Origin of the sequence: Brachybacterium sp. UMB0905, assembly GCF_002871795.1 — a bacterium.
GTDB lineage: Bacteria > Actinomycetota > Actinomycetes > Actinomycetales > Dermabacteraceae > Brachybacterium.
Genome location: NZ_PNHL01000005.1, coordinates 212941 through 225885, shown reverse-complemented (window position 1 = coordinate 225885; position 12945 = coordinate 212941). Strand labels below are relative to the sequence as shown.

The following is a 12945-nucleotide window of genomic DNA, read 5'->3' as shown; positions in this document are numbered from 1 at the left end:
AGCGAGGACAGGCCAAGCCTTGACGATCATTTGACCGGGCTGGCGTGCTCCGGTTTTTGGGGAGTCACCACGGCGTCGATCTGGATCTCCTCCTCGGCCGCCACGGCGAGGGTCCCCCCGTCGGAGGCCACGGAGTCCGCGGCGCCACCTGGAATGCGCAGGGCGGGCTCCATCACGGCCGGATCACCGATGGCGAGCACCGTGTACGGCGATGCGATAGAGACCCCATCCACCAGCAGCGCGCCATCCGGTGAGGTGGTGATGGAGGTCGAGGCGATCACCCGGACCTCGCCGATCTGGATCACCTCCGCACCGGCATTGCGCAGCTCCTGCACGACACCCAGCAGCGTTGAGGCCTTCACGGCCCGCTCGGGGTCCGCGATGGAGACCATCACGCCGCGGCCCTGGGCAGGCACTGTGCCGGCGAGGATCTCGAGATCGTCCAGGCGTTTGCGAGCGGCCTCGCGGGCGGCCACGGCCCCTTCGTCATCGCTCTGCAGGGTGCGCAAGGTGCTGTCGAGCTCCGCATTCTCCACCTCGAGGTCGGAGACGTGCCGCCCGGACTCGTCCAGCAATCGCACGAGCTCCTGCTGGGAGACCCCTTCGAGGGAGTCATCATCCTGACTGACCTGCACCGCGAACGTCATCCCCAGCAGCAGGCAGAGGATTCCCACGATGGCCTGCGACCAGTTCGCACGCGGCGCCAGGGTGCCGCGCAGGCGCCGCCACACCAGCCGCTGCTGTTCCCGGTCCGCCGGGATCCGCGTCCCGTCGCTCATGACCGGAACAGCTGTCGGCGGATCGCCGCAGCGTTGGAGAAGATGCGGATGCCCAGCACTACGATCACGGCGGTGGACAGCTGCGGTCCCACCCCCAGCTGGTCGCCGAGGAACACCAGGAATGCTGCGATGAGGACGTTGAACAGGAACGAGGTGATGAACACGTGCGCGTCGAAGGCGCCGTCCAGGCTCGCGCGCAGACCCCCGGCCAAAGTGTCGAGGGCGGCGACCACGGCGATCGGCAGGTACGGCTGCAGGAAGACCGGTACATCCGGCTGCAGCCAGATGCCGAGCAGCACACCCAGCACCAATCCGATGATGGCGATCACGAGGGGTCCTCCTGAGTCTGGTCGGGGGCGGGCTGATCCCCGGCCTCCGGGACCCGCGCAGCTTCGCGCAGCGTCCCGATGGGGCGGGCGGGAACGGTCAGCTGGTCCGGTGTCTCCCAGCTGACGGAGATGCCGTAGCGCGTGGTGAGCTCATCGAAGTACGCGCCCGCTTCGCCGGCGGTAAAGGCCTCCTGCAGCGCGGTCGTCTCGCCGAGGGCGGTGATGCGGTACGGCGGGGATAAGGGGCGGAAGTCCACGAGGATCGCGGACCCTGCGGTGCGGATCGCGCTCGTGGCAGAGATCCGCTGGCCGTTGACTGCGATCGCTTCCGCCCCCGCTGCCCACAGGCCGTTCACCGCGACCTGCACATCGGCGTCCATGACGCGATTGATCACCCCGGAGCCGGAGGCTGAGGGCAGCGGTGCGGAGTCCTCGAGCACGAGGACGGCGCCGGGGCCTTCCATGGCGACGGCCGCGCCGGAGCCCTCGGCCTCGGCGAGTCGTTCGGCGGAACCGGAGTCCTCCCGTTCGAGCACGGTCTGCTGGTGCTCAGCGATCTGCCCTTCGAGCTCTTCCTGCAGCGTCTCGAGCTCCGCCACCTCGGCGCGGCTGTCGCGCACTTCCTGCTCGAGCAGGGCCCGCGGCCCATCGGCGGAGGTGGCCTCGGCCCGCAGATCGGCCACCGCGATGACGACGGTGAATCCCAGGGCGATGGCCAGCAGCAACGTCACCGTGCGAGTAGCGGGCGTGTCCGGAGGCGTCGGCTCCGCGGCGGGATCGTTCTGCGCGCGCAGCGGATCGACCTGGTAGGGGTCGGCGGTAAGGGCGCGCAGCAGCGACGTCGGCGAGTACGGCGTCTCACCGTGCAATGTGGTCCGCGTCGGCCGCGACCTCCACCCAGTTGCGCGCATACCAGCAGACTAGGCCGGGATGCGCAGCAGCGTGGGTCGAACCGCGGGCAGAGGTCCACGCCGCCGGACATCACACCTGCGGGACATCGAGGTCCTCCCCAAGCAGCATCGAGAAGTCCGTGCGCCCTTCATCGGGCGCCTGCGGCGCCCGGGCCAGGATCTGGAAGCGGGACAGCGTTGCGGTGAGCGGGCCGTGCCGCATCTGTTCATGGAGGGATTCGAGGACTTCGCGGTGGCGGTCGACATCAAGGTCCGCGGGAGCATCCCAGGGCACGCGCCGCAGATAGGCGAGCAGGCTCGCCACATCGTCGAACTCGTAGTGGCCATGGAACGGCTCGGCCCGGTCCACGCGCAGTCCTGCCGCGGTGAGCTCGCGCACCGCGCTCTCGAGGCTCACCTCCTGTTCGTGCGGCGGCATTCCGAAGGCTGCGCGGATCTCATGGAGGTCATCGGCGCCGACCTGCTGGGTCAGCAGCACGCCGTCGGCCCGCAGGACGCGGGCGATCTCGGCGGGGTCGTAGGGCTCATGCCGCGCGAGGATGAGGTCGAATGCCCCCGCTTCGACCGGCAGCAGCGCGCCGGGCTGGTCGGCGTCATAGCGCGCCACCTCGATGCCGAGCGGCGCGAGACGCTCGCGGGCGATGGGGAGGTTCGGCTCCCAGCCTTCCGTGGCGAGTGTGCCGTCGGGCAGCAGCGGGGCCAGCTGCGCGAGCATCTCTCCCCCGCCGGTTCCCAGGTCCAGTACGCGATCCGCCATTGCGGCGAGGTTCTCCACCTGGGTCTCCCAGCGCCAGGGCAGCTGGCCCTCCCGGTAGCCGGTGATGCTCGAGAAGTCCCAGCCCGAGGGCTGCTCGGCGAGAGCGTCCCGCCAGTGCTGCAGTGCGTTCTCGTCGACCATCGGCTCCTCCTGCGGTGGCGTGCGGCGCACGGGATGTGCACCGGGCTCACGAACCTCACTATCGCACCGCGCCCCGCGCCGCTGGGGACGACACAGGTGCCGCAGGTCACGCGCTCGTCGATTCGCTTTTCGCGTCGCTGCGGGGGTAAGGTATCCCCTGGTTCTCCGGCGACGGAGAATCCGCGGGCTGTGGCGCAGTTTGGTAGCGCACTTGACTGGGGGTCAAGGGGTCGTGGGTTCAAATCCCGCCAGCCCGACGCAAAAGAAGGCCGCTGACCAGTTGAAATACTGGTCGGCGGCCTTTGTCGTCTGGTGCCGCTCAGGGATCCGTGGGCGACGGCGCCGTCGGCCCCTGCGCCCAGTCGACATCGCTCACGTCGAGCAGGCGTGCGAGGTCCAGGAGGAACGCGGTGACGGTCTCGCGCTCGGCAGGGGTCAAGCGACTGACGGCTTCCACCCGTCGGGACTGCACGGCGCCGACGGTCCGCTCCGCGGCCGCGCGGGTGGAGGGACTGATCCGCACTACCACGGTTCGCCGATCCGAGGGGTGCGGCTCACGCGCCACATGGCCAGCCGCCTCGAGGCGGTCCAGAAGCTTGGTGGTCGCTGCGCTCGAAAGCTCCAGGCGCCGCGAGATCGCACCGGGCGTGGCGAGCTGACGGGTGTTCTCGCACATGATGAGGAAGTGCAGGGCGCGCATATCCGTCGAGCCGAGCTGCATGTAGCGCGAGGAGGCTTCGCTGAGCTCGCGTTCGGCGTCCCGCAGCTGCGCCATCGCGCCCATGAGGCGGTCCACGCTCTCGATGTCCTTGGGCCGCAGCCCATGGGCTGCACTCAGCAGGCCCGCCGGGTCACTTCCGCCCAGGGTGTACTCCGCGGGCGCCGTCGGGGCACGGTCCTCATCGGCGCCAGCGGAGGGGGTCATCATGGCGGGATCCTACCCAGGCCTACCAGCCCGGTAAGTTCTCTCGCCGGGAGAGAGACCTATGGGAGACTGGGGCCGCTCCCCCGCCGTTCCAGGAGGCCCCGATGTCCAAGCGCACCCGCCCCGACGGGCCCACCCACCGGGTGCAGAAACTCGCTCCCCCTCGCTGGCTGCGGATCGTCATCCCCACTGTCCTGATCCTCGTGTGGCTGATCGGCGCCTCCCTCGGTGGCCCCCTGTTCGGCCGCGTCGGCGAGGTCTCGAGCGATGACCGCACCACCTACCTGCCCGAGTCGGCAGAGGCCACCCAGGTGCAGGAGCTGGCCGATGACTTCCGAGACAGCGATGCCCTGCCGCTGTTCGTCGTGATCACCAGCGACCAGGAGCTGGATGAGCAGATCCTCGAGGAGCTCGCTGCGGCCGCGGAGAACCTCGCGGATCTCGAGCTCGTGACCGAGGACGTCTCCCCGCCGCTGCCCTCCGAGGACGCCCTCGCGGCGCAGATCATCGTGCCGCTGGATGCCGAGGCTGATCCGGGCGAGGGCATCGAGGCGGTGCAGGGATCTCTCGCCGAGGACCTGCCGACGTCCCTCGCGGTGCACGTCGCCGGGCCCGCGGCGCTCAGCGCAGACCTCTCCGATGCCTTCGCCGGTATCGACGGGCTGCTGCTCGTGGTGGCGCTGGTAGCGGTCGGGATCATCCTCGTGATCGTCTACCGCTCGGTGCTGCTGCCGATCCTCGTGCTGTCCACCTCGATGTTCGCCCTGTGCGTGGCGCTGCTCGTGGTGTGGCAGCTCGCTGCGCGGGACGTCCTGCTGCTGTCCGGGCAGACCCAGGGCATCCTGTTCATCCTGGTGATCGGCGCGGCCACGGACTACTCGCTGCTGTATGTGGCGCGCTACCGCGACGAGCTGCGGCACGCCCGTGATCGGTTCACCGCCACGAACCGGTCCATCAAGGGCGTGCTCGAGCCGATCCTCGCCTCCGGTGGGACAGTCATCGCGGGCCTGCTGTGTCTGCTGCTGTCCGATCTGCGCTCCAACTCCACCCTGGGCCCGGTGGCCGCGATCGGGATCGTCTTCGCGATGGCATCGGCGCTCACCTTCCTGCCCGCTTTGCTTTATGTCACCGGGCGGGTGGCGTTCTGGCCCCGTCGGCCCCGCTTCGATCCGGAGCTCGGGTCCGATTCCACCGACCCGGCCGAGCACGGGATCTGGGGCAGGATCGCCCAGTGGGTGCCTCGGCGCCCCCGCCCCCTGTGGATCCTCACCGCGCTGGTCCTCGCGATCGGCTGCGCCGGGGCGCTGCAGCTGAAGGCCGACGGGGTCCCGCAGTCCGAGTTCGTGCTCGGCAGCTCAGCGGCCCGCGAGGGACAGGCGGCCCTGTCCGAGCACTTCCCAGGCGGTGCCGGCTCGCCCATGCAGGTCATCGCCCCGAAGGAGGAGCTGCAGGAGATCGCGGATCTGCTGCGGGAGATGGACGGCGTGAGCGATGTGTCCGTGACCGCGGCGGACTCCCCCAGCGGAGCGGCCCCTGTGACCGCCGATGGGATCCAGCCGCTCGGCCCGCCCGGCACCCCGGCCCCGGAGCCGACCGTCGTCGACGGACACGTGCTGCTGCAGGCCACGCTCGACGCTGCGCCCGACTCCGCGGCAGCGGAGGACGTCGTCCGCAGCACTCGCACCGAGCTCGCGTCCCAGGGCCATGACGCCCTGGTGGGCGGGGAGACAGCCACCGGGGTGGACACCAATGACACCTCCGCAGCGGACCGGGCGCTCATCATCCCGGTGGTGCTGGTGGTCATCACGCTGATCCTCATGCTGCTGCTGCGCTCAATCCTGGCGCCGCTGCTGCTGATCGCCACCACGGTGCTGTCCTTCGGCACCGCGATGGGCGTCTCCGCCCTCGTGTTCAACCACCTGCTGGACTTCCCGGGCGCGGATCCGGCGGTGCCGCTGTACGGTTTTGTATTCCTGGTGGCCCTCGGGATCGACTACAACATCTTCCTCATGACCCGGGTCCGGGAGGAATCGCTCATCCATGGCACCCGCGAGGGCGTGATCCGCGGTCTCGCGGTGACCGGCGGGGTGATCTCCTCGGCCGGGATCGTGCTGGCCGCGACCTTCGCGGCACTCAGCGTGATCCCGATCCTGTTCCTCGTGCAGCTGGCGTTCATCGTCGCTTTCGGCGTGCTGTTGGACACCTTCGTGGTGCGCACCCTGCTGGTCCCTGCTCTGGTGCTGGACTTCGGCAAGGTGGTGTGGTCGCCCTCAGCACTGTGGCGGCGCGGCGAGCCGTGACCGGTGACGTGCCGCGCCGCCTGCCGTCGGCAGGTCAGAAGACGGGCCGCCCACCGGTGACCCCCAGCACCGTGCCGGAGACGTAGCTGGCCTCCGCGGGGCACGCGAGGAACACGAAGGCGCCCGCCACCTCCGCGGGCTGCCCGGCGCGACCAAGCGGCGTGTTCCCGCCGAATGCCGTGTAGTCCTCGGCCGTGCGCGTGGCGACGTTCAGCGGCGTCCAGATCGGCCCTGGAGCCACCGCGTTGACGCGGATCCCGCGCGGGCCGAGGTCAGCTGCGAGGTTGACGGTGACGTTGTTGATCGCCGCCTTCGTCGCCGCGTAGTCCATCAACGGGACCGAGGGGTCGTAGGACTGGATCGAGGTGCAGTTGATGACCGATCCCCCGGCGGGCAGATGCCGCGCCGCCTCCTGGGTGATCCAGAACAGCGCCTCAAGGTTCGTGGTGAGCGTGCGGTGCAGGCGCACCGAATCGATGCCGTCGATGCCCTGCGGCTCCCCACGCCCCCACTGGAACGCGGCATTGTTGACGAGGATGTCGAGCCGTCCCAGCCGTTCGACCGTCTCGCGGACCAGGGAGCGGGCGAGCTCCTCGTCCTGGATGTCGCCGGGCAGCAGAAGAGCGCGACGCCCGGCGTCTTCGACCCAGCGCCGGGTCTCCTCGGCATCGTCCTGCTCATCAGGGAGATAGGAGATCGCGACATCGGCGCCCTCGCGGGCATACGCGATCGCGACGGCCCGGCCGATGCCGGAGTCGCCGCCGGTGATCAGAGCGACCAGTCCTTGCAGCCGCCCATGTCCGCGGTAGGAGCTCTCGCCGTGGTCGGGGACGGGGATCATGGCGGCCGTGGAGCCGGGCGGATCCTGGTTCTGGGCGGGGAAGGAGGGCTCTCCCTGCTCGGTGCCCAAGGCCACTGCGCTCTCCTGCACGGCAGGGTGCAGCACCGAGGCGGGGTCGTCGGACTGAGGGGCGGGGTGCGATGAGTCCTGAGGGGTCATCATGCGGGGCCTCCGTGAATCTCGGGGTGGACCTCCCACGCTAGGAGCACCGCAGCGCCCTGTCACCATCGCTCGCGATCGACTGGTCGGTTTATGCAGTAAGGGCCGGTGACGTCGTGCGACGTCACCGGCCCTGCGGGGTCCGAGACGGGATGCTCAGCCCTTGACACCGCCGGCGGCGGCGAAGCCCTGGCCGAGACTCCGGCCCAAGAACAGGTACAGCGCCACCACGGGGATCGAATAGAAGATGGAGAACGCGGCGAGCTGCCCGTAAGCCACCTGCCCGTACTGCGAGGAGAACGTGTACAGCGTCACCGCCGCGGGCAGGTTCTCCGGGCTCAGCAGCAGCATGAAGGGGACGAAGAAGTTCCCCCACATGCTCACGAAGGTGAAGATCGTCGCGACCGCCAAGCCGGAGCGCATCAGCGGGATCACCACCGACCACAGGGCCCGGAGCACGCCGGCTCCCTCGGTCCACGCGGATTCCTCGATCTCCACCGGCACACCGTCCATGAGCCCCTTGGTGAGGAAGATGGCGTATGGCAGGGAGCTCGCGCCCAGGAACAGGATCGCCCCGGGCATCGAGTCGATCAGGTTCACCTGCACGAACAGGGAGTAGACGGGGATCATGATCGCCGTGATCGGCAGGCCGGTGGAGAAGATGATCGTCAGCAGCAGCGGCCGCTTGGCCCGGAAGCGGTAGCGGGACATCGGGTAGGCGCACAGGATCGCCGCGCTCATCGTCACGAGCGTCGCGCCGCCGCACAGGATCAGCGAGTTCAGCAGCGGGCGGAACGTCGTCTCGGCGTTCCAGATCGCCTGGAAGTTCCCCAGGCTCCAGCTTGTCGGCCAGGAGATGGCCAGCGAAGCTTCAGTGTCGAAGCTCGCGAGCACCACCCACAGCAGCGGGATGAGGAAGCTCAGGCCGATCACGAGCATCGCGATCGTGCTCGCGAGCGCCGCCCCACTCGCCCGCCCGCCGCGGTGCGAGCGCAGGGTCGTGGAGCTCGAGGTGTTCGTCGTCGGGGTCTCCGGTGTGGTGGCGGTGCTCATCGCTTGTCCTCCTCCGGCAGCAGGCGCAGGTACACCAGCGAGGCCGCGGCCCCGATCAGCAGCAGCAGGAGCGCCACGGCGGTGCCGTAGCCCAGCTGGCCGTAGGAGAAGGCCTGCTCGTACATGTACAGCGGCAGGGTCTGGGACTGCCGGGCCGGTCCGCCGCCGGTCATGATGAAGATCAGCCCGAAGACCGACAGGGTCTGCAGCGTGGTCAGCATCAGGTTGGTGGCGATCGCGGGCCGCAGCAGCGGCACGGTCACGGAGCGGAAGCGCCGCACGGGCCCAGCGCCGTCCAGGGCCGCCGATTCATACACGTCCCCGGGCACGGAGCTCAGCGCCGCGGAGTACACCAGCATGGAGAACGCGGCCCCGCGCCAGATGTTCGCGAAGGAGACCGCGATGATCGGGGCGCTGAACAGCAGATCCTGCGCGGGCAGTCCCACCGAGGTGAGGATCAGGTTCAGACTGCCCTCGTCGGCGAAGAACGTGTACAGCAGGTAGCCGGCCACGACCTCGGGCAGGATCCAGGCGGCGATCACGATGGAGGTCACCACGAAGGTCACCACACGGTTCGCGCGTTCCATGAGCAGGGCCAGCAGCATGCCCAGCACGTTCTGGCCGATCACCGCAGAGATGATGGTGAACATCAGGGTCAGCAGCACCGAGTTCCAGAAGTCCCCATCGGTCAGGGCGTCGGTGAAGTTCTGGAAGCCGACGAAGGAGGTGTTCGCGGCGCCGTCGCCGCGGATCGCGGAGTCGGTGAAGGCGAGGTAGAGGGAGTACAGGATCGGGCCCAGCATGAAGCCGAGCAGCAGCAGGGCCGCCGGCAGCATGGGCAGGGCCCGGATCGGGGTCAGACGGTCGCCGAGCCGGCTGCGCCGCTGCGGGGCGGTCCGGTTCGGAGCCTCGGCGTAGGCGGTGCTCATCAGCTGGCCTCCTGCACGTTCTCGGGGCCGACGATGTCGGTGACCTTGGCGTCGTACTCCGCCGCGGCCTGCTCAGGGGTGCTGCCGGTCATGACCGCCTCCATCGCCTCCTGGATGGCGGAGGACACCTCGGGGTAGGCGGGCAGGGCCGGGCGGTAGTACGCGGTCTCAAGCAGCTCTGTGAAGTACTCGACCGCCGGGGAGTAGGAGCGGTAACGCTCGTCCTCGGCGACGTCGGCCCGCACGGTGATGTGGTTGTCGGCGATCGCATAGTTCACGAGGGTCTCGGTGGAGACCAGCTTCTCGAGGAAGCGGAAGGCGACCTCGCGATCGGTGACGTGCTCGGGGATGGACAGGCCCCAGCCGCCGGCGAGGGTGACGGTCTTCGTACCGCCGCCGTCCTGGGTGGGCATGTCGGCGAGCCCCATCACGTCGGTCCATTCGGGCCAGGGCCGACCGGCGCCCTCACCCCAGTTCTGGGAGATCCACGAGCCATCGAGGAGGATGCCGAGCTTGGCGTCCGGCAGCAGCGAGGTGTAGATGCTCTCGGAGATGTTGGGGTCCAGGTGCTGGGCGGTGCTCGCGGTGAGGTCCTCCTCGAAGAGGGTCTTCAGGAAGGTCAGGGAGTCGATGAAGCCCTGGCTGCCCAGGACCCATTTCTCGGCGTCCTTGTCGTAGAGGCCGGTGCCGTCTCCGGTGCCGTACAGCAGCATCTCGAAGCCCTGCATGGAGGCTTTCTCGCCCTGCGGGGTCCCGGCGAAGATGAACAGCGGGATCGCCTCGGAGTCGGAGTCGCGGATGGCTCGGGCGGCCTCGAGGATCTCCTCCCAGCTGGTGGGCTGCCAGTCATCGGGCAGGCCGACCTGCTCGAACACCTCGCGTTGGAACCACAGGGCGCGGGTGTCGGTGGTGATCGGGATGCCGTAGATCTCGCCGTCCTCCCCCGTGACGGCTTCCTTGGAGGCATCGGCGATGTCATCCCAGTTCTCGAAGCCCTCCACGAGGTCGGTGATGGGCTGGAGGTATCCGGCGCCGACGTCGGACAGCAGGATGAAGGAGTCCTCGTAGACGAGGTCCGGGCTGGTGCGCGGCGAGCTCATGAGCAGCTCGTTCTTCGTGAAGTAGTCATTCTCGGCGGCGACGATGGGCACCAGATCGACGACCAGCTCGGGGTTCTCGGCAGAGAACTCCTGGGCGGCGGTGGAGATCCATTCCTGCTTGATGGTGCCGGAGCCGAATTGCTGGAACGCGATGCGGATCGTGTTCGCATCGCGGCTGCCGCTGCAGCCGGCCAGCGCCGTGAGCGGCAGCAGTGCCGCTGCCCCCGCGGTGAAGCGGAGGAAGGAGCGACGGTCCGGGCCGGACCGGGGTGGCGTAGCGGGATGCACGAGCACCTCCTGGGATCGGGTACGTTGCACCCTACGTCATGAGACGCCGGTCACAGCGGAGGGGACGGCGTATGGACGCCGACAGCGCGGCAGGGGCGAGGTGATCCTCTCGGCGGGGGGCGATCTGGCAGAGCGGTCGGTCAGTCGCGTCGGGCGGCGCGGCCGACGCCCTGAGCACGCTCGGCATCGGCGTAGCGCATCCCGGCGGGGACCTGGGCGAGCTCGAACCAGGCCGCGGCCCGCGGCAGCAGCCGCACGTCCTGCCAGGGGATCTCAAAGTCCTCCCCCTGCCACAGGGTCAGGGCGATCTCCTCACGGCGCCCCGCCGCGACGAGGGCGAGCCGGCGCAGCCGCGACAGCGGGTGCGGTGAGGGGCGCGCGGCATCCGGGATCGTCAGGGTGCCGCCGAGGTCCAAGGGCCAGACCGTCTCGCCCCAGTGCAGGGCACAATCCTCGGGGCTGCCGATGATCACCGCGGGCAAGCGCAGATCCGCGGGGCCGACGGGGGCAGGGGCGATCGGGGTGCCGCGCTGCAGCACCTCGGCATCCACCCAGGCACCCGGCAGCAGCATCCGTCCCCCGCAGCTCACATCCACCAGCACAGCGTCAGCGAAGGGCAGCAGCGGGCCAGGGAGCTGACCGGCGCGCACGAGGTCCCGCCGCGGTGCCGCGAGCACCCGTACGACAGCCTCATCGCCGGGGCGATCGGACAGGGGGATCCGCACGCGGGTGCCCGGCAAGGGCAGGCCGTTCACCACCGAAATCGTGCCGCCGGGTCGTCGGACAGCGCGATCTGCAGCTGCTCGCGGAAACGAGGATTCAACGGCGGCAGGTCTGTCAGCGGCGCCCAGCGTGCCGCGGTGTTCTCGCCATCTGCGGGATACGGCTCCTGGGCCGGGTCCGCCTCGCACAGGAAGCACAGGTCCAGGTACTGGGCCTGGTCACCATTGGTGTAGGTGACCATCGGGAGCGTGCGGACATCGGCCAGGCGCAGTGGGGTGCACACGATGCCGGTCTCCTCGGTGACCTCCCGGGCTGCGGCGCGGGCGGGCTCCTCCCCGGGGTCCAGAATGCCGGTCACCGGGGTCCAGGCGCCGTTGTCCGCGCGACGCACCACGAGCAGCTGGGTGCGTGCGGGGTCCACCACCATCGCGCTCACGCCGGTGAGCCACAGCGGGGCGTGGCCGATGTGCTCGCGCAGGGAAAGGATGAACTCCGGGGTCGAGATGACGGGCCTCCGTTCAGGTGCCCAGCAGGGGGATGAACGCGGCCCCCATGATGAGCACGAAGAACCCGAAGTACACGAGGAGGAACAGCAGCAGCAGGCCGAAGATCACCCAGAAGAGGATCCACCCCACCTTGTTCATCGTCCGTGCGGACGCCGGGTCCGAGTCCATCAGCACGAGCGCGATGATCCCCATCACGGCAGGAATCGTCCCACCGCACAGGAATCCCACGACGATCAGCGTGATCGCACTGCGCTGGATCGCGCTACGGTCGGGCGCATAGCCCCCCGCCGGATAGGTCATCGTCTGCTGTCCCCTCTCCCCTGACGCTGGACGTCAGTCCCTGAGCTCGCGCCCGTGGGCGTCGGTCCGGAAGGCATCCGCCTTGGCGAGGATCATGATGCCTTCGATCAGCCCCCACCAGGTGCCGACACCGCACGTCACCAGGGTGACGACGATCTGGATGATGCCGATGGTGGTGTATCCCAGCAGGAAGCGGTGCACACCGAAGCCGCCCAGGAAGATGCCGAGCAGACCCACCACCAGTCGGCTCTGCGGCTCCCCGGGTCCACCGGCGGGCTGGCTGGCCGGGGCACCGGGCGCTGCGCCGGCGGGCTGACCGGCTGGGGCGCCGTAGGGCGTCGCGGCGGAGGCACCGGAGGCCGGCGACCACTGCTGGCCGCCCTGATTGTACGGATCGGAGGGCTGCTGACCATAGGGGTCTGCGGCCGACGGCTGCGATGCGGAGCTCTGCCCGTAGGAATCCGCGGATGGCTGCTGGCCGAACGGATCGGCGGACGGCTGCTGCGGCGCGGAGCCCTGCCCGTACGGATCGGCGGACGGCTGCTGGCTGGCAGCGTCCTGCCCGGCTGGCTGCTGACCATACGGATCCGCGGCGGGCGGCTGCAGCGCAGAGCTCTGACCGTACGGGTCGGAAGAGGACGGCTGCTCGGCGAAGTCCTGTCCGGTGGACTGGAGCCCGTAGGGATCGGGGTAGGACTGCTGGCCATACGGGTCTGCGGCGGCCTGCTGGTCCGCGGCATCCTGCGGTGCCTGGCTCTCCTGCTCACCAGGAGGCTGGGCCCACGGATCTTGGGAGGGCTGGGCGTCGTTCCAGTTGGTGCTGTCACCGGGGTTGCTCATAGGCCCCACGATACGGGGTGCGCTCGCCTGCGCGCACACCGCGCCCATCGGCCGCTCCACCCGG

Annotated in this window: 14 protein-coding genes and 1 tRNA gene; 2 read left to right on the top strand and 13 right to left on the bottom strand. The window is 69.5% G+C overall.

Features of this window, described 5'->3' with window-relative positions:
- Positions 1-26 precede the first annotated feature (26 nt).
- From CJ197_RS06725 to CJ197_RS06710, 4 genes are all read right to left on the bottom strand, one after another.
- Positions 27-779, bottom strand: a complete 753-nt coding sequence (locus CJ197_RS06725) for a DUF881 domain-containing protein (protein ID WP_102235967.1) — start codon at positions 777-779, stop codon at positions 27-29.
- Complete coding sequence (locus CJ197_RS06720) at positions 776-1108, bottom strand: small basic family protein (protein WP_102235966.1); 333 nt, start codon at positions 1106-1108, stop codon at positions 776-778. Before CJ197_RS06720 ends, CJ197_RS06725 begins: the two co-directional genes overlap by 4 nt.
- Entirely contained in the window at positions 1105-2019 is a 915-nt protein-coding gene (locus CJ197_RS06715) for a DUF881 domain-containing protein (RefSeq protein WP_102235965.1), read from the bottom strand. The genes CJ197_RS06720 and CJ197_RS06715 overlap by 4 nt, the downstream gene beginning before the upstream one ends.
- 70 nt (positions 2020-2089) lie before the next feature.
- Positions 2090-2917: a class I SAM-dependent methyltransferase gene (locus CJ197_RS06710; RefSeq protein ID WP_102235964.1), complete on the bottom strand. Its 828-nt coding sequence runs from the start codon at positions 2915-2917 to the stop codon at positions 2090-2092.
- Positions 2918-3100: 183 nt separating this feature from the next.
- On the opposite strand from CJ197_RS06710, the gene CJ197_RS06705 reads away from it, so the two are divergent.
- Positions 3101-3174, top strand: a tRNA-Pro gene (locus CJ197_RS06705).
- Between the two features lie 62 nt (positions 3175-3236).
- On the opposite strand, the gene CJ197_RS06700 is transcribed toward CJ197_RS06705, so the two are convergent.
- Positions 3237-3845: a MarR family winged helix-turn-helix transcriptional regulator gene (locus CJ197_RS06700; protein WP_102235963.1), complete on the bottom strand. Its 609-nt coding sequence runs from the start codon at positions 3843-3845 to the stop codon at positions 3237-3239.
- Between the two features lie 101 nt (positions 3846-3946).
- Here CJ197_RS06700 and CJ197_RS06695 point away from each other — a divergent pair, with 101 nt between their 5' ends.
- Entirely contained in the window at positions 3947-6142 is a 2196-nt protein-coding gene (locus CJ197_RS06695) for an MMPL family transporter (RefSeq protein ID WP_102235962.1), read from the top strand.
- Positions 6143-6176: 34 nt separating this feature from the next.
- On the opposite strand, the gene CJ197_RS06690 is transcribed toward CJ197_RS06695, so the two are convergent.
- The 8 genes from CJ197_RS06690 to CJ197_RS15340 all read right to left on the bottom strand — a co-directional run bounded on the left by CJ197_RS06690 (position 6177) and on the right by CJ197_RS15340 (position 12881).
- The gene (locus CJ197_RS06690; RefSeq protein WP_102236012.1) at positions 6177-7142 is read right to left on the bottom strand and encodes an SDR family oxidoreductase; all 966 of its coding nucleotides are present in this window, start codon (positions 7140-7142) and stop codon (positions 6177-6179) included.
- A gap of 156 nt (positions 7143-7298) precedes the next feature.
- Positions 7299-8081: a carbohydrate ABC transporter permease gene (locus CJ197_RS06685; RefSeq protein WP_233190694.1), complete on the bottom strand. Its 783-nt coding sequence runs from the start codon at positions 8079-8081 to the stop codon at positions 7299-7301.
- A 110-nt stretch (positions 8082-8191) separates the two neighbouring features.
- The gene (locus tag CJ197_RS06680; protein WP_102235961.1) at positions 8192-9124 is read right to left on the bottom strand and encodes a carbohydrate ABC transporter permease; all 933 of its coding nucleotides are present in this window, start codon (positions 9122-9124) and stop codon (positions 8192-8194) included.
- Positions 9124-10542 carry an extracellular solute-binding protein gene (locus tag CJ197_RS06675; RefSeq protein WP_233190683.1) on the bottom strand — a complete coding sequence of 473 codons (1419 nt, stop codon included), beginning with the start codon at positions 10540-10542 and terminating at the stop codon, positions 9124-9126. The genes CJ197_RS06680 and CJ197_RS06675 overlap by 1 nt, the downstream gene beginning before the upstream one ends.
- Positions 10543-10652: 110 nt before the next feature.
- A complete protein-coding gene (locus CJ197_RS06670; RefSeq protein WP_233190682.1) occupies positions 10653-11267 on the bottom strand; it encodes a hypothetical protein in 615 nt (204 codons plus the stop codon).
- The gene (locus CJ197_RS06665; protein ID WP_369801499.1) at positions 11264-11662 is read right to left on the bottom strand and encodes an NUDIX domain-containing protein; all 399 of its coding nucleotides are present in this window, start codon (positions 11660-11662) and stop codon (positions 11264-11266) included. Before CJ197_RS06665 ends, CJ197_RS06670 begins: the two co-directional genes overlap by 4 nt.
- A 91-nt stretch (positions 11663-11753) precedes the next feature.
- The gene (locus CJ197_RS06660) at positions 11754-12041 is read right to left on the bottom strand and encodes a hypothetical protein (RefSeq protein ID WP_102235957.1); all 288 of its coding nucleotides are present in this window, start codon (positions 12039-12041) and stop codon (positions 11754-11756) included.
- A 33-nt stretch (positions 12042-12074) separates the two neighbouring features.
- A complete protein-coding gene (locus tag CJ197_RS15340; protein ID WP_102236010.1) occupies positions 12075-12881 on the bottom strand; it encodes a TM2 domain-containing protein in 807 nt (268 codons plus the stop codon).
- Between the last annotated feature and the right edge of the window lie 64 nt (positions 12882-12945).